Annotated in this window: 28 protein-coding genes and 1 riboswitch; of the genes, 17 read left to right on the forward strand and 11 right to left on the reverse strand. The window is 66.0% G+C overall.

Annotation, left to right across the window (positions count from 1 at the left end; genetic code table 11):
• Nucleotides 1-486 precede the first annotated feature (486 nt).
• Both HX774_RS13125 and HX774_RS13130 read left to right on the forward strand, forming a co-directional pair.
• The gene (locus HX774_RS13125; RefSeq protein ID WP_178827392.1) at nt 487-801 is read left to right on the forward strand and encodes a hypothetical protein; all 315 of its coding nucleotides are present in this window, start codon (nt 487-489) and stop codon (nt 799-801) included.
• Nucleotides 798-1,895, forward strand: coding sequence for an ImmA/IrrE family metallo-endopeptidase (locus tag HX774_RS13130; protein ID WP_178827394.1), 1,098 nt, complete (start codon nt 798-800; stop codon nt 1,893-1,895). Before HX774_RS13125 ends, HX774_RS13130 begins: the two co-directional genes overlap by 4 nt.
• On the opposite strand, the gene HX774_RS13135 is transcribed toward HX774_RS13130, so the two are convergent.
• From HX774_RS13135 to cobU, 6 genes are all read right to left on the reverse strand, one after another.
• Nucleotides 1,885-2,811, reverse strand: coding sequence for a hypothetical protein (locus HX774_RS13135; protein WP_178827396.1), 927 nt, complete (start codon nt 2,809-2,811; stop codon nt 1,885-1,887). The genes HX774_RS13130 and HX774_RS13135 overlap by 11 nt on opposite strands.
• A complete protein-coding gene (locus HX774_RS13140) occupies nt 2,808-3,848 on the reverse strand; it encodes a thymidylate synthase (protein ID WP_178827398.1) in 1,041 nt (346 codons plus the stop codon). Before HX774_RS13140 ends, HX774_RS13135 begins: the two co-directional genes overlap by 4 nt.
• 487 nt (nt 3,849-4,335) lie before the next feature.
• On the reverse strand, nt 4,336-4,839 hold the full coding sequence (locus HX774_RS13145) for an Arm DNA-binding domain-containing protein (protein WP_178827400.1): 504 nt from the start codon (nt 4,837-4,839) through the stop codon (nt 4,336-4,338).
• Nucleotides 4,840-5,285: 446 nt separating this feature from the next.
• Nucleotides 5,286-6,254 carry a DUF6607 family protein gene (locus tag HX774_RS13150; RefSeq protein WP_178827402.1) on the reverse strand — a complete coding sequence of 323 codons (969 nt, stop codon included), beginning with the start codon at nt 6,252-6,254 and terminating at the stop codon, nt 5,286-5,288.
• A gap of 43 nt (nt 6,255-6,297) precedes the next feature.
• Nucleotides 6,298-8,490, reverse strand: a complete 2,193-nt coding sequence (locus tag HX774_RS13155; RefSeq protein ID WP_178827405.1) for a TonB-dependent hemoglobin/transferrin/lactoferrin family receptor — start codon at nt 8,488-8,490, stop codon at nt 6,298-6,300.
• Between the two features lie 117 nt (nt 8,491-8,607).
• A complete protein-coding gene (gene cobU / locus HX774_RS13160; RefSeq protein WP_178827407.1) occupies nt 8,608-9,129 on the reverse strand; it encodes a bifunctional adenosylcobinamide kinase/adenosylcobinamide-phosphate guanylyltransferase in 522 nt (173 codons plus the stop codon).
• 39 nt (nt 9,130-9,168) lie between these two features.
• A riboswitch (cobalamin riboswitch) is annotated at nt 9,169-9,378 on the forward strand.
• Between the two features lie 135 nt (nt 9,379-9,513).
• Between cobU and HX774_RS13165 the strand changes: the two genes are divergently transcribed.
• From HX774_RS13165 to HX774_RS13215, 11 genes are read left to right on the forward strand one after another with little or no spacing between them, the layout of a single operon-like run.
• Nucleotides 9,514-11,469 carry a TonB-dependent siderophore receptor gene (locus tag HX774_RS13165; protein WP_178827409.1) on the forward strand — a complete coding sequence of 652 codons (1,956 nt, stop codon included), beginning with the start codon at nt 9,514-9,516 and terminating at the stop codon, nt 11,467-11,469.
• A 4-nt stretch (nt 11,470-11,473) separates the two neighbouring features.
• A complete protein-coding gene (gene cobD, locus HX774_RS13170; protein ID WP_178827411.1) occupies nt 11,474-12,484 on the forward strand; it encodes a threonine-phosphate decarboxylase CobD in 1,011 nt (336 codons plus the stop codon).
• Nucleotides 12,481-13,332 (forward strand): ABC transporter substrate-binding protein, encoded by an 852-nt coding sequence (locus HX774_RS13175; protein ID WP_178827413.1) that lies wholly within the window; start codon nt 12,481-12,483, stop codon nt 13,330-13,332. Before cobD ends, HX774_RS13175 begins: the two co-directional genes overlap by 4 nt.
• A complete protein-coding gene (locus HX774_RS13180; protein ID WP_178827414.1) occupies nt 13,329-14,312 on the forward strand; it encodes an iron ABC transporter permease in 984 nt (327 codons plus the stop codon). The genes HX774_RS13175 and HX774_RS13180 overlap by 4 nt, the downstream gene beginning before the upstream one ends.
• Nucleotides 14,309-15,085, forward strand: a complete 777-nt coding sequence (locus HX774_RS13185) for an ABC transporter ATP-binding protein (protein WP_178827416.1) — start codon at nt 14,309-14,311, stop codon at nt 15,083-15,085. Before HX774_RS13180 ends, HX774_RS13185 begins: the two co-directional genes overlap by 4 nt.
• A complete protein-coding gene (gene cbiB / locus HX774_RS13190) occupies nt 15,075-16,019 on the forward strand; it encodes an adenosylcobinamide-phosphate synthase CbiB (RefSeq protein ID WP_370523590.1) in 945 nt (314 codons plus the stop codon). The genes HX774_RS13185 and cbiB overlap by 11 nt, the downstream gene beginning before the upstream one ends.
• Nucleotides 16,007-17,056: a nicotinate-nucleotide--dimethylbenzimidazole phosphoribosyltransferase gene (gene cobT / locus HX774_RS13195; protein ID WP_178827421.1), complete on the forward strand. Its 1,050-nt coding sequence runs from the start codon at nt 16,007-16,009 to the stop codon at nt 17,054-17,056. Before cbiB ends, cobT begins: the two co-directional genes overlap by 13 nt.
• Nucleotides 17,053-17,820: an adenosylcobinamide-GDP ribazoletransferase gene (gene cobS, locus HX774_RS13200; RefSeq protein ID WP_370523592.1), complete on the forward strand. Its 768-nt coding sequence runs from the start codon at nt 17,053-17,055 to the stop codon at nt 17,818-17,820. The genes cobT and cobS overlap by 4 nt, the downstream gene beginning before the upstream one ends.
• Nucleotides 17,817-18,344, forward strand: a complete 528-nt coding sequence (locus tag HX774_RS13205; RefSeq protein WP_178827423.1) for a tyrosine phosphatase family protein — start codon at nt 17,817-17,819, stop codon at nt 18,342-18,344. Before cobS ends, HX774_RS13205 begins: the two co-directional genes overlap by 4 nt.
• Nucleotides 18,341-18,949 (forward strand): cob(I)yrinic acid a,c-diamide adenosyltransferase, encoded by a 609-nt coding sequence (gene cobO / locus HX774_RS13210; RefSeq protein WP_178827425.1) that lies wholly within the window; start codon nt 18,341-18,343, stop codon nt 18,947-18,949. The genes HX774_RS13205 and cobO overlap by 4 nt, the downstream gene beginning before the upstream one ends.
• Nucleotides 18,949-19,317 (forward strand): DUF1636 domain-containing protein, encoded by a 369-nt coding sequence (locus HX774_RS13215; RefSeq protein WP_178827427.1) that lies wholly within the window; start codon nt 18,949-18,951, stop codon nt 19,315-19,317. The genes cobO and HX774_RS13215 overlap by 1 nt, the downstream gene beginning before the upstream one ends.
• A gap of 19 nt (nt 19,318-19,336) precedes the next feature.
• On the opposite strand, the gene HX774_RS13220 is transcribed toward HX774_RS13215, so the two are convergent.
• The 3 genes from HX774_RS13220 to HX774_RS13230 are packed head-to-tail and all read right to left on the reverse strand — an operon-like array spanning nt 19,337 to nt 21,965.
• On the reverse strand, nt 19,337-20,503 hold the full coding sequence (locus HX774_RS13220) for a glutathionylspermidine synthase family protein (protein WP_178827429.1): 1,167 nt from the start codon (nt 20,501-20,503) through the stop codon (nt 19,337-19,339).
• 3 nt (nt 20,504-20,506) lie between these two features.
• Nucleotides 20,507-21,253: a PspA/IM30 family protein gene (locus HX774_RS13225; protein WP_178827431.1), complete on the reverse strand. Its 747-nt coding sequence runs from the start codon at nt 21,251-21,253 to the stop codon at nt 20,507-20,509.
• A gap of 16 nt (nt 21,254-21,269) precedes the next feature.
• Entirely contained in the window at nt 21,270-21,965 is a 696-nt protein-coding gene (locus HX774_RS13230) for a YjfI family protein (protein ID WP_178827433.1), read from the reverse strand.
• 135 nt (nt 21,966-22,100) lie between these two features.
• Between HX774_RS13230 and HX774_RS13235 the strand changes: the two genes are divergently transcribed.
• The 4 genes from HX774_RS13235 (at nt 22,101) to HX774_RS13250 (ending at nt 25,222) form a co-directional block, all read left to right on the forward strand.
• The gene (locus HX774_RS13235; RefSeq protein WP_178827435.1) at nt 22,101-22,748 is read left to right on the forward strand and encodes a YjfK family protein; all 648 of its coding nucleotides are present in this window, start codon (nt 22,101-22,103) and stop codon (nt 22,746-22,748) included.
• Nucleotides 22,749-22,771: 23 nt separating this feature from the next.
• Complete coding sequence (locus HX774_RS13240) at nt 22,772-23,185, forward strand: DUF350 domain-containing protein (protein ID WP_178827437.1); 414 nt, start codon at nt 22,772-22,774, stop codon at nt 23,183-23,185.
• A gap of 5 nt (nt 23,186-23,190) precedes the next feature.
• Complete coding sequence (locus HX774_RS13245; protein ID WP_178827439.1) at nt 23,191-23,808, forward strand: DUF1190 domain-containing protein; 618 nt, start codon at nt 23,191-23,193, stop codon at nt 23,806-23,808.
• Nucleotides 23,809-23,902: 94 nt separating this feature from the next.
• Nucleotides 23,903-25,222: an Hsp70 family protein gene (locus HX774_RS13250; protein ID WP_178827441.1), complete on the forward strand. Its 1,320-nt coding sequence runs from the start codon at nt 23,903-23,905 to the stop codon at nt 25,220-25,222.
• Between the two features lie 675 nt (nt 25,223-25,897).
• Here the strand turns inward: HX774_RS13250 and HX774_RS19770 are convergent.
• Together HX774_RS19770 and HX774_RS19775 are read right to left on the reverse strand one after the other, a co-directional pair.
• Entirely contained in the window at nt 25,898-26,041 is a 144-nt protein-coding gene (locus HX774_RS19770) for a hypothetical protein (RefSeq protein WP_218650420.1), read from the reverse strand.
• Nucleotides 26,042-26,099: 58 nt separating this feature from the next.
• Complete coding sequence (locus tag HX774_RS19775; protein WP_218650421.1) at nt 26,100-26,336, reverse strand: glutathione S-transferase family protein; 237 nt, start codon at nt 26,334-26,336, stop codon at nt 26,100-26,102.
• Nucleotides 26,337-26,361: the final 25 nt, after the last annotated feature.

The raw sequence follows: 26,361 nt of genomic DNA on the forward strand, positions 1-26,361 counted from the left end.
TATGGGCGGCTGAAGGTGGGCGGGCAGGCGTTGGTGGTTGGGCAGACGGTGGCGTTGGCGCCTGTGGGGCAGGGGATGGCGGTGAAGGGGCGGAGTTTGGAGCGCTGAGGGCATCGGTCGGCAAACGCCGCTTACCGCCGCTACTGACTGATACTTTCTGATACTTTTGAAAAAGTCCGCGAACCTGCCGTGATCGGCCTTCATGGTCCTGATCTGCCACCGCTTCGAAAGGTAAACGATTGATTTCGTTAAGGCCGATTTTCGTGGCCGGCACGTAGTTTGCGCCGATTCAGCGGTCGCCGCACTTTTTCAACAGTATCGACTCATTGCGGACGTTCGGCGGTCTGCTGTGCGACGGTCCGCCATGTTGGGCGTGCTCAGATTGAGTAGGCGTGATCGTTGCGACCTAGTCAGCCCACGATTTAGGCGCGACCATCAGTCAATTGAGCTGATTCCCTTTCAGCGGGATTGATATGGTGTCGCCGTTTGGAACTGGGTTTTGCGACCAAGAAATTGCGGCAGATCTGCCAACAGGAAGCGTCTGCCCGAAAAATGTTGGGCGACGAGGCCGCTGCGGGTTTGCGCCGCCGACTTGCCGATCTGGAAGCGGTGGATGCTATCACCGAGTTGCCCTGGCTGCCCATCACTTATGGGTACGATGGGGAGGCGTCGATTGAATTTCATTCTGGCTATTCGCTGAACGTCGTGGCTATTCGCGGAGCCCCTCGCATGGTCGAGAATCTAGAGACTGACTGGACAACCGTGGATCGCATTAAACTCGTGGACATCATCAAGCCATGAGCGTCGCCGAAATCTTCCAGCCTGATTGGGTCTCGCCTCCTGGTGAAACGATCAAGGATGCGCTTGCCTACAAAAACCTGTCGTTAGAGGCGTTTTGCGTCGCGATCGGAATGGCCTTGCCCTCAGTCGAGGGGCTAATCAAAGGCGACCTCGCGATTGACGTGGCGATCGCCGATCGCTTGGCAGACACGCTCGGCTCCAATCGCCAGTTCTGGATATCGAGGGAAACCTTTTATCGGGCGAGACTTGAAGCGCGCCCGGTGGCTCCGTCGATCACCTTCGACACATTCGCCCGGCAACTGCCGCTTAAGGACATGAGAAACTTTGGTTGGTTCGAGAGCTTTTCGGGACTTTCGGACAGAGACGCCGCGCTAGCCTTCTTCGAGGATGCGCCAGGAGGTTGGCAGTCTTCGGGAAGCCAGGTTATGGACGCGGTCCGGTTCCGAACCTCGTTCGCCCATGAAAGCAATCCTGCCGCCGTGACGGCTTGGCTGAGACAAGGTGTTCGACGGGCGCATGAAATCGAGTGCGCACCTTGGGACGCAAAGGCGTTAGAGGCGGCGATTCCCGCAATACGGGCTCTGGTGCGCCAGAAAGATCCGATGGTGTTCTTCCCGAAGCTGGTCGATATCTGCCGGGCGTGCGGTGTGGCCGTCGTCTTCGTGAGGACGCCAAAGGGATGCCACGCCAGCGGAGCGACCCATTTTGCAGAAGAAAACAAAGCTGTTGTCCAGCTCAGCTTCCGATATCGCTCGGATGACCATTTCTGGTTCACGGTGTTTCACGAGCTGGGGCATCTTATCCTTCACCCTGCGAACAGGCTCTTTGTCGAGGGCAAGGACTATGAGGCGACTGAGGAAGAAGATGAAGCCAACCGGTATTCTGCGCACATCTTGATCCCCAAGGTATTTGATAGTGAGGTTCAGGCGGTCGGGAAAGATTTCAAGGCCGTGATGCGGCTGGCTCGGCGGATCGGCATCTCTCCAGGCATCCTTGTCGGTCAAATGCAGAACCGCGGCATTCTTCGCCATGAACAGCTGAACTTCCTGAAGGAGCGTTACAACTGGGCCGCGCTCCAGGCGATCACCCCCTGAAGGGGAGATAGGCATATTGCGACTTTTGCCAATTGCACAGGGAGTCTTCCATAACCTGCATCCCGACCCCCAGTGCCTCGCCTATCTGAACGACGGCATCGGTTAGATCCCGGTTTGAGATGAGAGCTTTCGGGTCATCCGTCAGCAGAAGTTTGGCGCCTACGACCGGGCCACTGGCGCCGACGAGATAGGGATATGGAGGCTCGATATCGGCAATTCCAAGCTTTCCGATCATCGTCAGGAAATCGAACTTGGCCGTTCGCCCGAATTGAACGATCGGGCAGTCCCTGTAGAGACGATGGAACACCGCCTTGGGGGCATTGCTCGAATTGGCTGCGGCATCGGCAACCAGCAGACGAAAGCCGCGATTGAGCCCAACCCAGGCCACGTAGCTCGAGATTGTGTCAGCGAGGTTGTTTTCCGCGTCTGGCCGGATGCTTTCATACTTCCTGTGATTGCCAAAAGGCACGCCGGCTAGGCCGGCGGCGTTATCGACGTACCATTGGCGGAATTCCGGAAGGTTGCTGCTGGTGCGGGTCCAGGTCCAAATGGGGCCACTGCCGAGCGCGCCGTAGACGCGCCGGGTCAGTTCCCAGCCGACGCGCTTATGAAAGCCGAAGTGGGTCGACAGGAAAGTCAGCCAGGCCGCTTCATCGCTGTCGCCCTCATTGTGGTACAGCCAGGCCGCGCGGACGGGATCGAAAAGAGCGTTGTGGGGATCCTTACGGCGAGGATCGATCGGGCGCTGCCCCAGCCGCCGCACGAATTCGATCCGATGCAAGCTATCGATCATTTGCCGAACGAGGCTGTCGAGGGCGTCTGCCCTAGCGATGCCTGGCAACGGCGTCACGCGCACTGAGAACGTCTGCAGTCGGTTCTTGAGTTCTTCAGACCGAACTTCGTCGATGTGTCTCATGCGGTCGTAACCTTCGCGGCGATATCGGTGGAGCCGTCCAAATCGAGCTGTGCGACCGCACGGCTCAATCTTCGGGAATTTTTGCGGATATAGGCGGCATAATACTGCGTCGACATAGACCGCCGGATTTCGACAACTTGTCGGAGCTTTTCACGGGCCCCGTCGAAGTTTCTCGTCAGCGCAAATATCGCGAGCAATCTAGCGATATCGGCCCAGTACGGGCTAAGCTGCTTAGCCTTGTCTAATGCGTCGGGAATTCCCGCGACTCCGCCCATGCGGATGGCGGCCTCGATTACAAATAAAGTTTTGATGTCGTTCCATTGAGAACCCGCTGGCATGTCGGGCATCTCTCGCGTGGTTTGAAAGCCCTCATGAATGTACGCGTCAATCTTCGCTCGATCCTCTTCATAGAGGTGAAGGCTGCCGACCATGTGTTTGTAGGTGCCGAGGGCGACGCCGAGATCTCTGGCGAGTATTTCCTGGAACATCGTAAAAGCGAAGACGTCATGGGGGAGGCCCTTATAAACGTCATTCGATCGCATGTGCACGACTAGGTTGAGCAAGCCGTCTCGAATTAGGAACTGTAACGTGCATGTGCACGGCGTGTCTTTCCGTCTCTCTGTAATATCTTCTCGATCAAAAAGTTGAATAACGGCTTGGCGCGACGTCGCGCGTTCTGACAATATCGACTTTACGATCTCGTATTGGGAGCGGTCTCCGCCAAAAATCCTCGGGCCGTAAGCTCCCCAGATTGTGCCATCGAGCTCAGCGTACTCGTCGTATCGCTTTAGATAGTATTGGATAGGCGCTAGCTCATTATTGCATGATATATACCAAATAAATTCACCGATTCCGCTGAAAATTGTACCTTTTGTGTCGGTTCGACTTAATCGCGCTCTTGGTCGCGTAAGTTCCAGGACAACGCCTTGAACTTCAACGGTAGATCCCTTCGTCGCCACGACGCCCATTTTGCTTTTTTGCAGCAGCCGAAAAGCTTCGTCGAGCAGGTCGTCGAGCGTTGATGCCTTAAGGTACATATTGCGCGCTGCCTCCCAAACGCGAGTCTTAGTCTGGTCTGGGCGTGGCGCAACTTCAAGGTGTCCACGCTGAGAATACCCTTGATGGGGCGATCCAAGGTCTAGTTTCTGGAGGCGGTCTAAGTTCCGTTTCTGGCGCTTCCGGGACCTCCGCCGACAACCGCTGCTGACTCGTGGCGGCGGTTTGGAACGTCTGCTTCGGGGACCTGCGAAGACTGCTATGTGGCCGAGATTAACGAGGGCGACGGCTTCGATGGTGTTCTCGCCCATGCGGTGAATTCGGCAGCGGCTCGAGCGGCAGGGGAGGCGTCCGAAGGCCTGATCGCCGCAGCGCGTCAGTTCCCTTGACGGCCGTCGCTGGGGCGAACGCGCCGAATGAGGGGCTTCCTTCGGTGGACGACGCCATCCGAATGAGTGCTGCCGTCGCCGCCGTTGTCTTAGCGGCGGATGCGAAGGCGGACCCGCAGGGACGAGGTCCGCTATTCGGTCAGCGGCGGCGCGCTCCATACCGATCGCGGGAACTGACCGTGTTCGAGGGCGGTGTCGAATAGGTTGCGGAGATATGACGTTTCCAGAGGTGGCGCTCGTTGGCGATCGTCCTTGGACGTTTGGGCCTTCGGCGGCCGCCATGCAGACCCAGCTCCGCCGCCGCCCAGTACGTCTCCGCGACTTCGTCCAAGCTGTCTTGGGGCGGAGCGGGAATCTGGGCGGCGGCGCGCTCCGCGACGGGGTCGACGCCCTTGAGAAGCTCCAGCCTGAGTTGCGTCGCCTTTTGCCGTGCATCGGCGAGCGACACCGCCGGATAATCGCCAAGGATCACCCGACGCCGAGGGCCGTCCTTGACCGCGAATCGAACTTCGAACTGCCTCAGGCCTGACGGCCAGACCCGCAGGCTAAGACCTCGGGCGCCGGAAACACGGCGCTCGAACCGACAGTCGAGCGGCTTGAGGCTGGAGATCTGGCGATCCGTCGTGATGACCTGGGTTGGCATCGAGGCAGCGTCCTGAGCAAATCAGACGCGCCCAGCCTAACATCTAGGGGGGCAATAGGGGGGCAGTCGGTGCAAGATTCGCTGCAAACCCGTGCACAGGCCTGCAAACACCAATTCGAATATATTCAGCAGCTTAAACGGTTTTTGTAATGTGATGAAAAGCCCTGAAACGGCATTCGGGGCGATTTACACCGAGAGGGTCGGCGGTTCGAACCCGTCGCCGCCTACCACTTCAAATTATTGATTTGAAATAACTCTTATCGCAGCGCTCGAGCTGAAGCTGTTCGATTTAGGTCTCAGCTTCCATAGTCGTCGCAGCGCGGGGCCATGGGTCGATGTCCAGCCTGGGCATTTGTGCGCATAGTGGCCATGGCGTCCAGCGCCCTCCTGGCCAGGCTGAGATGCGCTTAGCATGCTTGGCGTAGGAGGGCTTTCGGTCAGGTCTTTCAGCGCTTGGTGGCGGTCTCGATGATCGTGCGGGCCTGGGCGATAGCGGCTTCGGTCGTGATCCCACCGTCCTGAATCTTCTGGGCCAGATCCATCAGGGCCGGGCCGGTGACGACGCCGGTCTGGGCTTCTTCCTCAACATAGATGCGGCCAGTAACCGCGATGGCGGCGTCCCAGGCGTCGCGGACGGCGGCCCAGTAATCCCGCGTTGCGGCCCAGTAGTCATCGCCCGCCTTGGGCGAGTAGCTGGTCGAACGGTCGTAGGTGTTGATCACGTCTTCCTGGACGATGGCGACGGGCTCGCCGCCGGCCCGGCCGTCCATCTTCATGTTGTCCTGGATGTGGACCCAGCCGTTCGGCGTCAGGGCGTGACGGTTTGTGCCGAGATAGCGGTCATAGACGGGGTTCAGCACCGCGTCGCGACGCGCCAGCGGGCGCCAGGTCGGCTCGGAGCTCCAGACCTTCATGCCATTGGCGTAGGTCCAGCGGCCGACGCCGCCGTAGCGGGGCGAATCGTCCGTCTGCCAGACCGTCTGGGACCAGGCACCGACGCGCTGATCGGCGGACACCGGCGTCAGCGCCCATTCGTTGGCTCCGACATAGGCCAGGACGGTTTCCGGCTGATAGACCCAGTCCTGACGCCAGTGCTTGATGACGATGGCCTGGCCTTCGTGCTCCATGACCAGGATATGCTGCAGGCTGATCCGGTCGCCCTTGTCATAGACGACGCGCACGATCTCGCTGCCGCCCGACAGCTTGCCCTCCATCGGGTCGTAGTCGGCGTGGAAGCTGACGTTCTCGCGCATGTCGAAGTGGACGCGGTACTGACCGGCCTGGGCCAGGATCGACTGGCGGTCCTGCTCGAACCGGCTGGCGGGTGCGGTGACGCTTGAGGCGGTCTGGGCCAGGGCGGCAGCGGCGGGCGCAGCGCCCGCCAACAGGGCGGCAGCGATGAGGATGGCGCGCATTGGGCGTTCCTTTCTGGGTGAGGGTGTCATCGGGCTTCCGGGGTCAGTAGCGGACGTTCAGCGAGACGCCGAAGTTGCGGCCCGGCTGTGTGAAGGCGTCCCGAATGGTGCTGGTCTGCGACAGGCCGCGAATGTCGCTCCACCAGGCGTACTTCTCGTCGAAGACATTGAAGACGCCCGCGCGCAAGGTGGCCTTTTCGGTGACGTTCCAGAAGGCGGTCACATCCATGATGGCGAACGCTTCGCCGCCCCAGCAGGCGCCGCCGCCGCAAGCCGCGCGGTCCTTGTCGTCGGACCATGTGACCGTGGCCGAACCGCCCCAGACGCCCGAGGGCGCGGCATAGTTCAGGCCGGCGACGACCTTGACGGGATCGACGCTGGTCAGCTTGCCGCGCGCGCCGTCGGTTTCCTGATCACCGTCGGCGAAAGAGGCGGCCACGATGGCCGAGACGCCGTTGCCCCAGCGGATGTCGCCGCGCGCTTCCAGACCCCAGATCTTCACCTCGGTCAGGTTGACGTACTGATAGATCAGGGGATCGACGCCGGGCACGCCCGTGCCGCTGACCACGATCTGGGTGATGAAGTCGTCGTATTGGGTGTGGAAGGCCGTGGTCGATAGCGACAGGGTTCCGCCGAACATGTCGAGGTTGCGGAAGCGGACGCCCGCCTCGATGCTCTCGCTGGTTTCCGGCGTCAGATCCGGGTTCGGAATGGATTCATATCCGAACATCGGGTTCTCGAAGAAGTTGTTCACCTCCATCGGCGAGGGCGCCTTGAAGCCCTGGGCGTAGTTGGCGAAGACACCGAAGTGGTCATCGGCCCAATAGATGGCGCCGATCTTGGGCGACAGGTGGCTGTCGCTCTGATCCTTGGCCACGACCGGATACAGGGCGTCCGGCTTGGGCGTCAGTTCGTACCAGTCGTAACGCAGGGCCGGGATGATGCTGAGACGGCCGCCCAGCAGTTCGATCTCGTCCTGAACGAACAGGCCGGCCAGATCATATTCGGTCTTGGGGAAGGGGCGGACGGGGAAGACCTCGCCCATCGGCGGCACCGTGCCGCCACGAATGCCGTCCTGGGTGGTGCGCGACCAGTCGCCGCCGAGGGTGACGCGGTGCTGGACTGATGCGCCGCCGAACGTTTTGGACCCCTGGGCCGCCATGCCCACGATGCTGTTGTCGAAGGTGACGTCGCGGGTGCGGTCCACCGCCGGGGTGCGGTCCTCATAGGTGAACTGACGTGTCGTGGCGTCCTGCCAGTAGGCGGCGACCGACCCTTCATCCAGGCCGAAGACGTCGCTGAAACGCCAATCCAGGCTGACGCGGTCGCGCTGAGTCTCGTCCTGCGCGGTCAGGCCGATGACGGTGGCCGAATAGCTGCTGAGCGCCTCACCCTCCATGTCCTGATCGAAGTGGTCATAGGTCAGGCGGACGGTGTGGTTGGCGTTGGCGTCCCAGACCAGCTTGCCCAGGACGGCGTTAGAGGCGAACTCCTGCGGGTTCGGCTGGGTGCGGGCAGAGCCCGTGCCGCCGACTTCGGCCATGTTCTCGGTCTCATGGGCGTCGCGGCGGGTATAGGCCAGCAGGCCCGACAGCGAGCCGCTGCGGCCCGCCAGCGCCAGACCCTCGGTCCAACTGTCGTCCGACGAGTTATAGCCGACCCGCGCGCGGGCGCCGAAGGTATCGCCGCTGTTGATAAAGTCGGACGGGTCCTTGGAGATGAAGCTGACCGCGCCGGCGATGCCGTCCGAGCCATAGAGGGCCGAGGCTGGACCCCGCAGGATCTCGACGGACTTGACCAGATCAAGGTCGTTGTAGCCGCCGCGTCCCACCGCCTGGGCGCCGAAGCTGAAGCCGTTGGGCACGCGCACGCCGTCCTGAATGATCAGGACCCGGTTGCCGCCCATGCCGCGAATGGTGAAGCCCGAGTTGCCGTCGCGGCCGGCGCCAGACAGGGCGGCTGAGAAGCGGGCGGGGCTGGTGGGGACGCTGACGCCCGGTTCGAACCGGATCAGGTCCTTGATGTCCGTGACCAGGTTGGTCTCGATGGTCTCGGCTGTGATGATGCTGACGCTGGCCGGAACATCGTCCACACGGCGCTGGGTGCGGGTGCCGATCACGGTGATCGGGGCGACCGGAACGGCCTGCTCCAGATCGACGACGTCTTCAGCGAAGGCCGGGAAGGCGGCGGCCGAAAGGGCGGTGAGCCCGGCGGAGAACATCAGAAACGAACGCATGGTTACGGCCCCGGTTGGAGAGGGCTGCGCAATTACTGCGAACGATTATCAGAATCAACTGCAATATGGGCGGGGACCTGACAAATCCAGGGCGCGTCGATGACCCGCGTCGGGGTCTTAGGGTCTGTGCAGGTCCAATCGCATACCGGCGACGATCAAACAGGCCGCGTCGGCGACGGCGGCGACGCGCTGGTTCAGGCGACCGGCTTCATCGCGGAACCGGCGGCCTAGGGCGTTTTCGGGGACCAGCGACCAGCCGACCTCATTGCTCACCACCCAGACGGTCGCCGGGCAGGCGGCGAAGGCGTCGCTCAGGTCGTCGATGGCGGCGGGCAGGTCGTGATCGGCGAGCATCTGATTGCTGAGCCACAGGGTCAGGCAGTCGACGACGGCGACGTCCTCAGCGGTCAGGTCGCGGACCGCGGCGGCCAGGTTCAGCGGTGCTTCTAGCGTGCGCCAGGCCTCGCCTCGTTCGTCCCTGTGCCGGTCGATGCGGTCGCGCATCTCGTCGTCGAAGGGCTCGGCGGTGGCGATCATCAGGGAAGGGCGGCCGGTCTTCGCCGCCGCCTGTTCGGCCTGCTTCTGGGCGAAGGCGCTCTTGCCCGAACGGGCGCCGCCGAGGACCAGGGTGATAGCCATGCTTCGTCTCTCCGGTTGACCTGAGGGGCGCGCGGTCCTACTGCCACGGTCGCGTCAGGTTCCCCGAAAGGGGATCAAAAGGGAACGGAGTGTGAAACTCCGGCTGTTCCCGCAACTGTAAGCGGCTAGCCCGCGCGTCATACGCCACTGGCGGTCCGGAAGGCCACGGCCTGAACGACTTCTGGGAAGGCGACGTGCACCGGCGTTGATCCGCGAGCCAGGAGACCTGCCTGTCGCCGTCGTTCTCCGCGCGGTCGGGATGTGCCGAGCGGTCGAGGTGACTCGTGTGACGACAAGTGGAAACCAGCCGCGCCAGCGGTCCCTTCCGCGTGTCTGATCGACGCGCGAGAGGTCGTTGGCCGGCGTCGTCAAAGGAGCCGCCGGATGAACCGGATCGCCTATGCCTCTCTCGCTGCCGCCAGCCTTCTGGCCGCATTCCCCGCCGTCGCCGAGATCGCGGACCAGCAGGCCGCCGCGCCTGACGTGGCGGGCCGCGCCGGCGCCACCGCCCTGGCCGACGTCATCGTCACCGCCAACCGTTCGGCCCAGCCGATCGAGCGCGTCGGCGCCTCTGTCACCGTCCTGACCCAGGCCGCTATCGAAGCCCGCCAGACCCCCGCCGTGGCCGAGCTTCTGGCCCAGACGCCGGGCGTCAGCTTCACCCGTAACGGCGGCGTCGGTACGGCGACGGGCCTGAACATTCGCGGCGCCGAAAGCCAGCACACCGTCGTCCTTATCGACGGCGTCAAGCTGAATGACCCGTCCTCTACCCAGGGCGGCTTCAACTTCGGCAACCTCCTGATCGGCGACACGTCTCGCATCGAGATCCTGCGCGGCGCCCAGTCGACCCTGTGGGGCAGCCAGGCTATCGGCGGGGTGGTCAACATCGTCACCGCCGAGCCGACCGAAGCCCTGCAAGGCAGCCTCGACGCAGAGGCCGGCGCGCGCGGGACGACCTATTTCCGGGGCGGGATCGGCGGCGCCAACGACCGCCTGAGCTGGCGTTTGGCGGCCAGCCGCTATGACACCGACGGTTTCTCGGCCTTTGCCGCCGGCAAGGAAGACGACGGCTACACCAACACCGGCCTGTCGGGCCGCCTGAATCTGAAGATCACGGACGCCGTGTCGCTGGACCTACGCTCGGTCTGGTCGAACGGCCAGAACGACTTTGACGCCTTCAACGGCGACAGCCGTGAGTACGGCAAGACCAAGGAACTGGTCGGCTACGCCGGCCTCAACTTCGACCTGCTGGACGGCCGTTTCCGCAACCGGATCGGCTATGCCTACACCGACACCAACCGCCTCAACTACAACCCCGCGACTGCGGCCCAGCCTTTGACCTTCGACGCGGCGGGCGAGAACCGCCGTTGGGAATATCAAGGCACGTTCGCCGTCACCGAGACGCTCAACACCACCTTCGGCATCGAGAGCGAGCGTTCGGAAATGCGCACCCGCTCCCCGTCGGCCTTCAACCTGAACCCGGCCTTCGCACGCGGTCAGGCGGACCTCGACAGCGCCTATGCCCAGGTGCAGTGGACGGTGCTGGACGGTCTGACCCTGACCGGGGGCCTTCGTTACGACGATCACGCCCAATACGGGGACAACCTGCTGGGTCAGCTCGCGGCGGCCTGGGCCCTGAACGACGGCGACACCGTCGTGCGCGCCAGCTGGGGCCAGGGTTTCCGCGCGCCGGGCCTGTATGAGCTCTACAGCGAATACGGCAATCTGACGCTGCAGCCGGAAGAGTTCGACAGCTGGGAAGTCGGCGTCGAGCAGCGCCTGTTCGACCGCGCCGTGGTCTCGGCGACCTACTTCAACAGACAGGCCGACAACGAGATCCGCTACAATGGTTGCTCGACGCCCTCGACCGACCCGCTGTGCACCGTCAACGGCGTGGGCCGCTGGGGCTATTACCGCAACGTTCAGAAGACCGAGGCGCAAGGCGTCGAACTGATCGGCCGCGTGGACGTGACCGAGCGTTTGAATGTCAGCGCCAACTACACCTGGACCGACGCCAAGAGCGCCTCGGGCGCCACGGACGGCAAGCGCCTGACGCGTCGCCCCGAGCACATGGCCAACTTCGCCGCCGACTACGCCTGGCCGGTGGGGCTGAAGACCGGCGTGGCGGTGCGCTATGTGGGCGAGACGTTCAACAACGACGCCAACACGGTCGTCGTGGGCGAGTACACCCTGGTCGACCTCCGCGCCTCCTATCCGATCAACGACAACCTCGAAGTCTATGGTCGGATCGAGAACGCCTTGGACGAAGAGTATCAGACGGTCCTGAACTACGGCACGCCGGGTCAGGGCGTGTTCGGCGGCGTTCGCATCCGGTTCTGATCCGATGCATGACGCCGCGTTTCTGACGACGGCGACCCGGCACGGCGGCGGTCTGATGAGGGCCGCCGCCGCCTATCCCGACGCGCCGCGACCGTGGTTGGACCTGTCCACCGGGATCAACCCCGAGCCGTGGCGCGGTCCGCGCGCCCCGGAGGCGGAGCTGAACCGTCTGCCCGATCCCGCCGCCCTGGTCGCGCTGGAGACGGCGGCGGCGGCGGCCTTCGGCAGCGCGCCGGAACGGACGGCGGCGGCAGCCGGTGCCGAGGCGGCGATCCGCCTTCTGCCCCTGCTGCTGGGCGTGCGCTCGGTCGAGATCGTCGGTCCGACCTATGGCGCCCACGCCGAGGCCTGGCGAGCGGCGGCCGTGGCGACGCGCCTGATCGCAGCCGATCAGGCGGCGGCGTCGCAGGCGGGCGTGCTGGTCATCGTCAATCCGAACAATCCCGACGGCCGTCTGACCCGGCGCGCCGACCTGATCGCCATGGCGCGCGAGCGTTCGGCCGCGGGACGCTGGCTGGTGGTGGACGAGTCCTTCATCGAATGCGCGCCGGGCGACAGCGTGTCGGACCTGATCGAACCCGGCCTGATCGTCCTGCGCTCGTTCGGCAAGTTCTATGGACTGGCTGGCGTGCGGCTGGGCTTTATGCTGGCCGCGCCGGATATGATCCAGCGGCTGCGCGACTTGCTGGGAGATTGGCCGGTCGGCGCAGACGCCATCACCATGGGGCGCGGCGCCTATGCCGCCGCCGAATGGCGGTCGCGGACGTCCGCCGCTCTGGACGAACGGGCGGGGAGACTGGATCAAAGGCTGACGCGCGCGGGGTTCCAGATCGTGGGAGGAACCAGCTTGTTCCGCATGACGCGCACGCCGCACGCCGCACGCTGGTTCCAGCACCTGTGCCGGGGTGGAATCCTGACCCGGCCCTTCGACCATACGCCCGATGCTCTGCGCTTCGGCGTGCCGACCGAGCGGGATATGCGACGATTGGCCCGCGCGCTGGAGGCCTTCTCGTGAGTACGACGCGGCGAACGGCCTTGGTTGGAGCAGGGGCGGCCCTGATCGCCGCGCCCGCCGTGGCGCATCCTGCGCCCCGTCGCATCGTCTCGCTGAACGCCTGCCTCGACGCCATCCTGGTCCACGTCGCCGACCGAGGGCAGATCGCGGCCCTCAGCCACTATGCGCGCGAGCCGGTCGGCTCGACCATTTCCGAGGTGGCCAAGACCTTGCCCTTCACTTGGGAGACGGCGGAAGAGGTCATCGCTCTGCGCCCCGATCTGGTGCTGACCAGCCGCCACAGCGCCCTGGCCACCCGCAATGCCCTGGGCCGCATGAACATCCCGACCGAGCTGTTCGCCGTGCCCGACAGCGTGGCCGCCAGTGTGGATCAGGTGCGCGAGGTGGCCCGGCTGGTCGGTCGCCCGGCGCGGGGCGAGGCCCTGATCGCCCGCATCGAGGCGGCCCTCGCCGCCGCTGCGCCGCCGCCGGGATCGCAGCCGCTGAAGGCCCTGATCTATCAGCCCAACGGCTTCGCCGCCGGGCGGGGCACCCTGATGGACGAGATGATGACCCACGTCGGGTTCGACAACGTGGCTGGGCGGTACGGCCTCGGCAAATGGGGCAATGTCCCGGTCGAGCGGTTGCTGGCCGATCCGCCGCAGGTCCTGCTCAGCGGCACGCCGGCGCAGGGATCCCGCACCTGGGCCGACCGGGTGATGCGCCACCCGGCGCTGGCCTCGCTGTCCGGTCGGATGGTGCAGGCGCAACTGGACGAGAAGCTGCTCTATTGCGGCGGCCCGGTGCTGATCCAGACCGCCGCCGCTCTGGCTCAGGCGCGCCGCACGGCGCTGGAGGCCCTGACATGACCCTGCCGCGTCCCTTGATCATGATCGGGCTGCTGGCCCTGATCGCCGCGCTGTTCATCGCCAGCATGAGCGCTGGGCGCGTTTGGGTCCCGTGGAGCGGCTGGGCCGCCCAGCGTGGCGATCCGGCCTGGGCCATCCTGTTCGAGCTGCGTCTGCCGCGCACCGTCCTGGCCCTGATGGTCGGGGCGGTGCTGGGCCTGACCGGGGCGGCGCTGCAGGGCTATACGCGCAATCCGCTGGCCGATCCGGGCATGCTGGGCGTCTCGACCATGGCGGCGCTGGGCGCGGTGCTGACCTTCTATCTGGGCGCGGCGGCCAGCGCGCCCTGGGTGCTGCCCGGCGCGGCCATGGTCGGCGCGGGGCTGGGCGTGGTCCTGCTGCTGGCGCTGGCGGGGGCGACCAGCAGCGTCGTCACCTTCATCCTGGCCGGCGTGGTGATCCAGACCATGGCCGGCGCCGGGGTGGCCTTGGCGCTCAACCTCGCCCCCAACCCCTGGGCGGTGAACGAGATCGTCAACTGGCTGATGGGCTCTCTGGCCGACCGCAGCGTCGTCGAGCTGAAGTTGGCGGCGCCCGGCATGATCCTCGGCTGCCTGCTGCTGATGACCCAGGGGCGGACGCTAGACGCCCTGACCCTGGGCGAGGCCGGGGCGCGGTCGCTGGGGGTGCGGCTGGACATCGGTCGCTTGATGCTGGCGCTGGGCGCCGCGCTGGCGGTGGGTTCGGCGGTGGCGGTGACCGGGTCCATCGGTTTCGTGGGCCTGATCGTACCACACCTGCTGCGGCCTCTGATCGGGGCGCGGCCCGGCGGTCTGCTGCTGCCCTCGGCCCTAGGCGGGGCGGCCCTGGTGCTGGCGGCGGACATACTGGTGCGGCTGACGCCTTCGGCGGCGGAGATCAAGCTGGGCGTGGCCATGGCGGCCCTGGGCGGCCCCTTCTTCCTGGCTCTGTTGATCGGGATGCGGAGGAAGCTGGCGTGAGCATTCTGAGCGCGGACAATCTGTCTGTCCGACTGGGCGACAAAGCGGTTCTGGACGGCGTCGGCGCGGTCTTCGCGCCGGGCTTGGTGACGGCGGTGGTCGGGCCGAACGGGGCGGGCAAGTCGACCCTGCTGGACTGTCTGGCGGCGTTGAGGAAGCCCGATGCCGGGCGCGTCACGCTGGACGAACGAGCGCTGGGCGACCTGCCGTCGCGAGAGCGGGCACGCCGCATCGCCTATCTGCCCCAGAACGCCGAGATCGCCTGGGCGGTGGACGGGCGGACCTTCGTGGGTCTGGGCCGCACGCCCTATGTCGGCGCCTGGGGCCTGACCGCTCAGGACTGGGCGGCGGTGGATCGCGCCCTGACCGTCACAGGCGTTCAGGCCTTCGCCGACCGTGTGGTTTCGAGCTTGTCTGGCGGCGAGCGGGCGCGCGTCCTGATCGCCCGCGCCCTGGCCGGTGATCCGCAATGGCTGCTGGCGGACGAGCCTTTGGCGGGGCTGGACCCCGGCCATGTGCTGGACGCCTGCGACCTGTTCCGGCGGCTGGCGGATGAAGAGGGGCGCGGCGTCATCCTCACCCTGCATGACCTCGACGCCGCCCTGCGGGTTGCAGACCGCGTGATCGTTCTGGCCGAGGGGCGGGTGCTGGCCGACGCCGCGCCGGTCGAGGCCCTGTCGCCCGCCGTGCTGAAGGCGGCCTATGGCGTCGAGGCCCGCACGCTGGACGGCCTGCGCGGTCCGGTGCTCGAAATGGTCGGCCGTGCCCGCTAGCGTGCCGACGCCGTGGATCGTCGCGGGCGCCCTGCTGGTCGAGGGGGCGTTCGGCTGGCCGCGCCGCCTCAGCCATCCGGTCGTCTGGATCGGCGGTCTGATAGCGACCCTGGAACGGCGCTGGAACCGCGCGGCGTGGCCAGCGAAGTCAAGGCGCGCGCTGGGCGTCCTGACGGTTCTGATCCTGGTGGTCGTGGCGGGCGGCGCGGGCTGGGGCCTTGAGCGGCTGGCCGCAACGGCGCCCTTCTGGCCGGGACTTGCCCTGTTGCTGATCTGGGGGGCGACGGGGCTGGCGGCGCGCAGCCTGTTCGACCACGTCCGCGCCGTGGCGCGTCCGTTGGCGGCCGGCGATCTGCCTGCTGCGCGCCTCGCCGTCAGCATGATCGTCGGTCGCGACGTCGAGGCGATGGACGAAGGCGAGGTGGCGGGCGCCGCGCTGGAAAGTCTGGCCGAGAGCTTTTGCGACGGGGTGGTCGCGCCGGTCTTCTGGTTCGTGGTCGGCGGTCTGCCGGGTCTGTTCGCCTACAAGGCCGTCAACACCGCCGACAGCATGATCGGCCACATGGAGCCGCGCTGGCGCGCCTTCGGCTGGGCGGCGGCGCGCACTGACGATGTGATGAACTGGATTCCTGCGCGGATCGCCGGGACCCTGATCGCGCTGGGCGGCTGGCAGGGCTGGCGCGTCATGTGGCGCGACGCCCGCAAGCACGCTTCGCCCAACGCCGGCTGGACCGAGGCGGCCATGGCGGGCGCGCTTCGGGTTCGGCTGGGCGGGCCGGTTCGCTATGACGGGATCATCACCGACCGCCCCGATTTCGGCGACTGGGCGCCGCCGCGCGCCCATGATCTGAACCGGGGTCTTCGCGTCTATGGCCTGGCCTGCGCCGCCCTGATCTTGCTCTTGATTGTAGGAGGCCTGGCATGGCCGCATTGATCTTGACCGACCTGTTCGCCGTGCCCGCCCTGGACCGGGCGCCCCAGTCTGCTTTGCAGCAGATGCTGGACGGCAAGGCCAAGCCGCCGGGCGCCCTGGGACGGATCGAGGAACTGGCCCTGACGCTGGGCCTGATCCAGCAGCGGCTGAAGCCGGTCGTCGAGCGCCCGGTGCTGCTGGTCTTCGCCGGCGACCATGGCCTGACCCGCTCGGGCGTGGCGGCCTTTCCGTCCGGCGTGACCGTGGCCATGGTCGATGCTCTGCTGGCGGGCAGGGCCAGCGCCAACGCCTTTGCCCGCGTGGTCGGGGCGAAGGTCCAGGTGATCGACGCGGGCGTGGCCGCCGACTTGTCGGACCGGGCGGGCCTGATCCACGCCAAGGTCGCATGGGGCACGCAGGACGCCTCGGTCGAACCGGCCATGACGTCCGCTCAGGCCCAGGCCGCGCTGCTGGCGGGCGCGCGTGTGGCGCAAGCCGCAATCGCCGATGGCGCTGATCTGATCGCCTTGGGTGAAATGGGCATCGGCAACAGCGCTTCGGCGGCTCTGCTGATGCATCGGCTGGCCCCTGCTCCGCTGGACGATTGCGTGGGGCAGGGGGCGGGACACTCGCCGGAAGGCATGGCGAGGAAGCGCGCGGTTCTGGCCAGGGCTGGGGCCCGATCTGATGTCACCGCGCCCTTCGATGTGCTGACCCAGTTCGGCGGCTATGAGATCGCCATGATGGCCGGCGCCCTGTTGGCGGCGGCCAGGGCCGGGGTCCCGGTTCTGGTGGACGGCTTCATCGGCACGGCGGCGGCCCTGCTGGCGGTGCGCCTGGTCCCCGCGGCCCGCGACTATTGCCTGTTCGCCCACGCCTCGGCCGAGGCGGGGCATCGCCTGATGCTGGACGCCATGAATGCCCGGCCTCTGCTGGAGCTGGACATGCGGCTGGGCGAGGGGACGGGCGCCCTTCTGGCTGTGCCGCTGGTCAAGGCGGCCTGCGCCCTGCTGTCCGAGGTCGCCGAATTGGCCGACGTGCTGGAGGCCGCGGGGTGATCCGGCATGAGGCGCGCCTGTTCGTCTGCGCCGTGCAGTTCCTGACGCGCATCCCGACGCCGCAACTGGCCGGTTTCCAGCCGGAATGGATACAGCAGAGCGCGCGCTACTATCCGTTGGTCGGCCAGGTCGTCGGGGCGCTGTCCGCCCTGACCCTCTATGGTGCGGCCCAGGTCTGGAACCCGTGGATCGCGGCCCTGCTGGCGGTGGCGGCGGGTGTCGTGCTGACCGGCGGCTTTCATGAGGACGGACTGGCCGATACGGCGGACGGGCTGGGCGGGGGCCTGACCCGTACGCGGCGGCTGGAGATCATGAAGGACAGCCGGTTGGGCTCCTATGGGGCCCTGGCGCTGGGGCTGACCCTGGCTCTGCGCGTGGCGGCCCTGGCCATGCTGACCCAGGCCTCGCTCCTGTTCGCGGCGGTTGCGCTGCTGGCCTCGCATGGCCTGGGGCGGGCGGCGGCGGTCGGGGCCATGGCGATCATGCCCTATGGCGGCCACCCCGGCATGGCCAAGGAGGGCCGCCCAGATCGCGCCTCCTGGCTCGGACTGACCGTGGCCGCTCTGATCGCCCTGTGGCCGCTGACCTTCTTCTCGCCGGCCACGGGGGCAGGGGCTGTGGCGCTGGGACTGGCGACAGCCGCCATTCCGGCCTGGCTGGCCTGGCGGCTGATCGGCGGACGCACCGGAGATGTTCTGGGCGCGGTCGAGCAGGCGTTCGAGGTCGGCTTCCTGCTGGCCGTTGCCGGGCTGGCGGTGCGATGAAGCTGATCGTCGCGCCCTTGCATGAGGTGGCGGGTCTGGTGACGCGTCATCAGCCGTCGCACCTGATCAGCCTGGCCTCGCCCGGCCATGTCGATGCCCTCTTGGCCAAGGCTCCGCCGCACCGGCTGGACCTGAGGTTCAACGACATCGTCGAGCCGTGTGAAGGCCTGACGCCGCCGACCGAGGCGGATGTCGCCGCCTTGCTGGCCTTTGCGGCAAGCTGGGACGGGACGCGGCCCTTGCTCATCCATTGCTGGGCCGGGGTCAGCCGCTCGACGGCGGCGGCCTATGTGATCGCCTGTGACCGCACCGCGCCGGGCCGCGAGGCGGACTGGGCCAAGCGCCTGCGTAGCCTGGCCCCGACCGCCACGCCCAATCCCCTGATCGTGGCCCTGGCCGACCGCTGTCTGAACCGCGACGGCGCCATGACCCGCGCCGTCGCCGCCATCGGACGCGGGGCCGAAACCGCCTGGGGCCAAGCCTTTGAACTCGACCTGTCGCCTGAAAAAGAAACGTGCCGATGACCGAAGCTGAGCTGAACGCCCGCCACGCCGAGAAGATGAAGAAGGTTCAGGCCGCCCGCGCCCGGATGATGGCCGGCAAGACGGTCGAGCGCGGTCTGGTCATCGTCCACACCGGGACCGGCAAGGGCAAGACCACGGCGGCGCTGGGCATGGTCTGCCGCATGATCGGCCACGGGATGAAGACGTCGATCATCCAGTTCATCAAGGGGGCGATGGAGACGGGCGAACAGAACCTGTTCGACGGCTTTCCCGATCTGGTCGAGATGCGGCCCATGGGCGAGGGCTTCACCTGGGACACGCAGGACCGCACCCGCGACATCGCCAAGGTGCGCGAGGCGTGGGACGCCGCCAAGGCGCGGATCATGGATCCGGAGTGGAAGATGGTCGTGTGCGACGAGCTGAACATCGCCCTGCGCTATGATTATCTGCCGGTCGAAGAGGTGCTGGCGGTGCTGGCCGCCCGCCCGGCCGATACGCACGTCGTCATCACCGGCCGCAATGCGCCGCCCGAGCTGATCGAGGCGGCGGATCTGGTTACCGACATGCAGATGGTCAAGCACCCGTTCCGCAGCGGCGTGAAGGCGCAGGCCGGGGTCGAGTTCTGATGACGGCGCGCCTGATCGTCTGCACCACCTGCCGTCATTCGGACGAGGAGCCGGTGGACGCCGAAGGCCGCACCGGCGGCCAGCGTCTGCTCGGTCTGATTGAAGCCGCGGGGGCGGACGTCGACGGTCTTCGTGTCGAGGAACAGGCCTGTCTTTGGGCCTGCGCCAGCCGCTGTTCCGTCTATCTGTCCGGGCAGAACAAGCCCGGCTATCTGGCGGGGCGGTTCGCGCCGACGCCAGAAGACGCCCAGGCCGTTGTCGACTTCGCCCGCCTCTACGCCGCCAGCCCCGAGGGCGCCGTCGCCTATCGCGACTGGCCCGAAGGCATCAAGGGGCACTTCATCGCGCGACTGCCCAACGGCGACTGACGTCTGCTGTCCGGGCTGTTCAGTCGCGGATGAAGTGGGGCAGGAAGCGAGAGGTGTTGCGGGTGATCAGGCTGACATCCTCGCGCAGGCTCATGCCGGCGGCCTCGTCTCCGACAACCCATGAGCCGACGATGACATGGTTGCCGTCGAAGCTCGGCGGATTGCAAAGTGCCTGACGGATCCAGCGTCCCTCGCCATAGCCGCCGTCGATGATCTCGGCGACGCTACGGCCCTGGTCGATCAGTTCGACATTGGCGCCTTCGCGTGAAAACAAGGGCTTGCGGACGTAGGATGATCCAAGGGCTGAATGCGCCGGATCGTCCTCGAAATAGGCTTCCAGCAGGTTGGGGTGGCCGGCATGGCGTTCCCACAGCAGGGGCAGGATCGCCTTGTTGGACAGGATGCTCTTCCACGCCGGTTCCAGCACCGTCATCCCCGCCATCGGCAGCGGCGCGGCATAGTCGTCGCGCAGCATCTGCTCCCACGGATAGAGCTTGAACATCGCCTGGATGATCCAGTTCTCGTGGTCCACGAACTGTCCGTCCGCGTTCAGGCCGATCTGGTCGATGGCGACGAACTGCGGGTCCAGCCCGGCCTGCTGGGCCAGGTCTTCGAGGAAGCGCACGGTCTGGCGATCCTCGACGAAGTCTGCGTCCGAACTGAAGTGGACGAAGCCGCCGCCCGGGAAGATGGCCCGGAAGCGCTCAACTAGCTTCTCGTGCAGGCTGTTGAACTGATCGACGTCGGCGGGCAGGACGCCGGCCTTGATCTGATCCTCCAGCCACAACCACTGGAACACCGCCGTCTCATAGATGCTGGTCGGGGTGTCGGCGTTGTATTCGTAGAGCTTGGCCGGACCCGTGCCGTCATAGGCGAAGTCGAAGCGGCCATAGAGCGACGGATCGCCCCGGTTCCAGCTGGCGGCGACGTAGTCTCGCATGGACTCGGGGATGTCGAGGTGCTCCATCAGCCGTTCGGACTGGACCGCCTCGGCGACCAGATCCAGGCACATGGCGTGCAACTCCTCGGTCGGCGCCTCGATCCCGTCCTCGACCTCGGCCATCGTAAAGGCATAGGCGGCGGTTTCGTCCCAATAGAGTTCGCCGCCGGTGTGACGCCAGGTGAAGCCGAGGCTGTCGGCCTGGGCGTCCCAGTCAGGGCGGGGATCAAGGCGCAGACGTTGCATGGATCAGGCCGGGTCCTTGTCCGCGATGGGCGCAGATTGGCCGATGCGCGGGGTGACGATGGTCACATCCTTCTGGGTCAGGCGAGCCAGGACGTCGTCGGCCGAGGAATGGCCGGGCAGGATGCCGGCGTCGCGCAGCTTGGCGTCCAGATCGGCGCCGGTGCGGCGGTCTTCCAGGGCCTGATTCTCGCGCAGTTTTTCTTCCTGCACGGCCTGGCGCTGCTTGATGCGTTGCAGGCTGTCGGCGGCTGAGCCGATGCGCGACTGGGCGCCGGCCGAGTTCAGCGCCACCGAGGTCTGGGCGCGCTGGACGGACTCGTTGACCTTGACGATGTCGATCTCGCGACGAAGCGTCTCGATCTTCTGGTCGGTCGAGGCGATGGCGGTGCGCAGCCGCGCCTCAGCCGTCTTCATGTCCTCGATCAGCGGGCCGCGGCTGTTGATCTCGACTTCCAGTTCGGCGATGCGGCCGGCGACTTCGCGCGCCAGATCGGTCTTGCCCTGACCCAGGGCCGAGCGCGCCGAGCTTTCATACTTGGCGATCTGGTCATGGAAGCTGGCCATTTCGTTTTCGGCCATGCGGCGGCGCGCCACCAGGCCGGCCAGGTCGTCGCGCGCCTTGCCCTGAGCGTTATCGGCGTCGCGGATTTCCTGATCGAGGATCTTCAGCGCATTGGCGTCGACGACGCCTTGGGCCGCGTCATGGGCGGTGCCGCGAAACAGGGCGGAGAGTTTTCTGAGCATGGACATGGTGGGGTCTCCGAGATCAGGCGGCGTCGGCGCCGAAGGTTTCACGCAGTTCGGTGGCGTCGATGGCGTTTTCCGCCAGGGTGCGCAACTCGATCAGGATGGTCTGCAGCGTCGTCTTGCACGACAGCTCGCCCATCAGCTCATAGACGTCCTCGCCGCCGACGTTAGTGATGGCGAAGTTCGACAGCGGCACCACGCGCTGGGCCTTCAACAGGAACTCGTTGAAGGCGTGGCGGTCGGCCTGTTCGGCCACGGGCCACAGCAGCACCGAACAGACGATCTGGGCCCCGCCGACGCTGAGATAGACCGGCAGATCGCCGTATTCGTGCATGGTGGCCAGCAGCACGGCGTCCGCGCCTTCCAGCACGCGCAGGGTCATCTCGCCCTCGCGGACCAGAGGCGAGGCGTCCATGGCCTCCTTGATGGCCGGCACGGTCCAGGGGGTTTCGATCACGGCGTCCATGTGGTGGTCGTCTCCAGAAGTGATGGGGTCAGAAGTGGGGCGGCGCGCCCGGCCGGCAAGGTCTCGTCCGGCAAGATGGGGGCCGCGGGTCGAATCGGTGATGATGGCGCGGACGGCCGCCTTGACGTCGTCGCGTGCGGCCTCGGGCACCCAGAGCTCCAGCTTGACCAGCCCGGCCTCGCGGCGCGCCTGTCGCCACGCACGAATGCGCTCGGTCGCGGCGGAGGGAGGGGCGGGGGGCTTGGTCATGTTTCATGTAACGCGTAACATGAACGCTTGACATCGGGCAATGCAGGACGGAATTTCAGACCATGACCCGCATCATTCGGTCGCACCGTCTGTGTTTTCTCGCAGTCGGCTCGCCGCAGGCCTAGATAGTCACTCATGTTCAAGAAGCTTTTCGGACAGTCGGAGAAGGCCGCGCCCGCATCGCGCCTCGCCACAGTGCGCAACATCACTGTGGGTCGCACCGTGGCGCTGGACCCGCTGGCCTGGCGTCGGCTGGGCGATGAGACTCTTTTCACCCTGGACCGCGACGTGCTGGACATCACGGCCCAGGGTCTGGTCACGCTGGACGGCGGGCAGTTCGTTCACCGCTTCTATACCGACGACCACGTCATGCTTCAGGCCATGAGCGACGACGAGGCTGGGGCCGAAAGCTACGACTTCAGCCTGTTCATCCCCTGGACCTCGGCCTATCCGCCGGGCGAGCGCGAGCGCCGTATCTGGCGCGACCGCTTGTCGGCGCCGGTGTTTCATGGCGCGGCCGAGGAACTGCCCGACTATCCGCGCTTCTGGTTCTCTGAAAGCGACGCCGTCCAGCCGCCCGTCACTCTGTGGGAAACCATCTGGGACGACCGCACGGCGGTTACGCCCTATGCGAAGATCTTCCAGACCTGCATGCTGTACGGGCGCGACCTGGCTGGCGGACGCGAACTGATGATCGCCTTGGAGCAGCAGCCCGAGGGCGGCGAGACGACACACGAAATCATGATCGGCATTCCTCTGGAAATGGCCGAGTTTCGCGCCTGACGGCGCCTGGGGAGATGCAGCAGATGTTCGACTGGTTCACGTTTCAGCAGGGGGCGATCGCCTTCCTGATCGCCTTCGCCATGGCCGGGGTCTTCACCCTGGCGTTCAAGCTGATCTACCAATGGGTCACGCCCTATCACGAGCATACGCTGATCCGGGAAGGCAACACCGCCGCTTCCATCGCTCTCGGCGGCGCCCTGATCGGCTACGTCCTGCCCTTGGCCTCGGCCCTGTCGCACACCGTCAGCCTCATGGAGTTCGCCGCCTGGGCCCTGCTGGCCGGCGTGATCCAGATCCTGGTCTTCGACACCATCAGCCGCATGGCCTTCCGCAACCTGGTCGTCCGCATCGAGGCGGGCGAGATCGCGGCGGCGGTCTATCTGGCCGCCATCTCCATCTGCGTCGGGCTGCTGAACGCCGCCTGCATGACGGCGTGACCGCGATGACTGATCCCAAGGACCTGCCGAAGACCGTAACGATGCGCCGGATGAAGCGCTCGCGCATCCTGCACGTCAGCAGCCTGATGGCCACCGCCAGCTTCTCTCTGGCCGCCTGCGGGTCGCCCCAGCGCGTGGCTGCGCCCGAGCCGGAGCCCACCCCGGTCTATACCTCGCTGGACGAGTGCCGCGCCGCCAACGACATCTCGGACGCCGAGTGCGACGCCGCCCAGGCCGCCGCTCAGAAGGCCGCCGCCGAGACCGCGCCGCGCTACGCCACCCAGTCCGAATGCGAAGGTCAGTGGGGGCCGTCGCAGTGCCAGCCGAACAACAGCGGCGGCGGCTCCTTCTTCACGCCGCTGCTGGCTGGTTTCGTCGTCGGCCAGATGCTGAACGGCGGCGGCTATCGCGGGGGCGGCCCGATGTACCGGGATCGCAACAACCAGTATTCCAACGGTTATGGCGGCGGTTACGCCTATCGCGACTATCGCACCGGCCAGACCCTGACCAACGGCCGGGAATACGGCGACGTGGCCCGTCAGGCCCCCAGCCGGGTGCAGAGCCGCACCACGGTCGTCTCGCGCGGCGGATTCGGCGGCGGCGGTCGAGGGTACGGCGGCTAGGTTGTTCGCCGATGCTGAGACAAGGGTGCTGTCGCCCTTGACGTGAGCGGGCAGGGGGCTACGAACCCCGGCCCCTCTCCCCGCAGGTTTTCCCATGACGTCCGCGACGCCCGCCACGATTGGCATCGACTTCGGCACGACCAATACGGTGGTGTCGCTGACCCATGGCGACGGCCCCGCGACCCTGGTGCGGTTCCAGACGGACGAGAAGGACCTGTTCGCCTTCCGCTCGGCGCTGAGCTTCCAACTGCACGAGGCCCGCGACGGCGGCTCGCCCGAGCGTGTGATCGAGGCCGGGCCCTGGGCCATCGACGCCTATGTCGAGGACCCGCTGGACACCCGCTTCATCCAGTCGTTCAAGACCTTCGCCGCCAGCGCCGCCTTTACCGAGACTCGCATCGACAACCGCCGCTATCGCTTCGAGGATCTGCTGTCGGCCTTCCTGTTGCGGCTGAAGCACCATGCCGACGGAGCCATGGACGACCTGCCGCCGCGCATCATCGTCGGCCGTCCCGTGACTTTCGCGGGCGGCAATCCCAACGAGGCCCTGGCGCTGGAGCGTTATGAGGCGGCCTTCGCCCGTCTTGGTTTCACCGACATCCGCTATGCCTACGAACCCGTCGGCGCGGCCTTCTTCTTTGCGCGCGAGCTGAAGCAGGACGCCAATGTCCTGGTCGCCGACTTCGGCGGCGGCACCAGCGACTTTTCCATCGTGCGGTTCGAGCGGGCCGACGGCGCCCTGAAGTCCACGCCGCTGGCGCGGTCGGGCGTGGGCGTGGCGGGCGACGCCTTCGACTATCGGATCATCGACCAGCTGGTCTCGCCGGAACTGGGCAAGGGCAGCCTGTACCGCGCCTTCGACAACCGCCTGCCGATCCCGCAGCGCTACTATAGCGCCTTCGCCCGCTGGGATCAGCTGGCTCTGCTGCGCGCCTCCAAGGACATGCGCGACATTCGCGGTCTGGCCTCCACCGCGCTGGAGCCCGAGAAGATCGAACGCTTGATCGAGGTGCTGGACGACAACCACGGCTATGCTCTCTACCGCGCCGTCTCGGGTCTGAAAGAGGCCCTGTCGCGGGACGAGGAGGCGGTCTTCTCCTTCCTCGCCGGATCGGTGCGGATCGAGAAGCCGGTCAAACGCACGGACTTCGAGGGCTGGATCGCGCCCGAGCTTCAGGCCATGGAGGCCGCCGTCGACGAGGCCATGGCCCAGTCAGGTCTGGAGGGCGCGCAGATCGACCGCGTCTTCCTGACCGGCGGCACCTCCTTCGTCCCGGCGGTGCGCGACATCTTCATCCGCCGCTTCGGCGCCGACCGCATCGAAACCGGCGGCGAGTTCGAATCCATCGCCTCCGGCCTGGCCCTCATCGGCCGCGAGGCGGATCTCGACCTGTGGAGCCAGAAGGCGGCCTGATCTTGCCAGTTTAAGGAGCGCCCGTGGGGCCTGAGTTAGCGGTCCACGTGGCTTCGCATGCGGCGTTAGGGCTGTTGGCGTCCACTGGTTACTTCTCTGGTCGTATGGTTCAACAATCCCTGGTATTTTTTTGGTGTGGGGTGCTCTGATTGCATGGGGCGGCCGCAGAGGAGGATACTATGATCCGTATGTTTATGCTTTCAGCATCTGTTCTGCTTGGGTCTATGACTGCAGCTCCTGCGAAGGATGTCGAAGGAGACCCGATGGTTGGGTGTGTCTATCCGAACCAGATCGAGCGAGTTGGATACCACGTTCTTCCGGAAAGCCGATATTTCCAAGCGTCACGGGGACGCGTCTACCGATTGGACACCCAGCACGCATGTTTTGAGCCCTTTACCCTGAGGGTGCGCGTGGAGCCTCACTTAGCGACCAGCGCCAGGATGTGTCCAGGGGACCAAGTGCGAGTGACAATGTCGGTGTCGGGAGTCCCTCGTTCCAGCTTGGCTAGATTGTCTGGACCAATCAGAGATCCAGCGGAAATCAGGAGCGCACGTTCAGGTCTAGCTCGCTGAACGTCATACTGACGGATTGCCAAGGCTGAACTATGCGTGACTGTTTCGCATGGAGCCGTCACACTCGAAGCAACGAGAGGGTGACTGTTTATTGGGCTGGGAGCTAATCCCGGCCCGCCAGCCGTTCGTCCAGCCAGGCGTAGGCCGTGTCCAGCATCCGCTTCTCATCAGCCACGCCATAGGCATCGCGTTTTTCCCTCTGGCCGCAGGGCGTCGGCCACCAGCTGCTGCGGCGGCGTCGAGACATAGTGGTCGAACACCCGGCATCATCCGCACCTCGAGCGCCTTGGCGGGGGCGAGGGGCATCAGTCGCACAGGCCGGGATAACGCACGGTCAGATGCTCGATGATGGCCGTGGCCTCGACGACCGTGCGCTCGCCGTCCTGCAGCACCGGAAACTTTCGGATCGGCCACAGCGCCGTCAGTTCAGCGAAGGCGCCCTCGCCCTCCAGCAACCGGAACGCGAACGGCGTGTCGTTCTCATACAGCGCGATCAACGACTTCTGGCAGTAGGACGAGAAGGGGTGGGCGTAGAGCTTCATGGTGACTTTAGAACCTTGATGGTCG

It is taken from the genome of Brevundimonas sp. P7753, assembly GCF_013386595.1.
GTDB classification, from domain to species: domain Bacteria; phylum Pseudomonadota; class Alphaproteobacteria; order Caulobacterales; family Caulobacteraceae; genus Brevundimonas; species Brevundimonas bullata.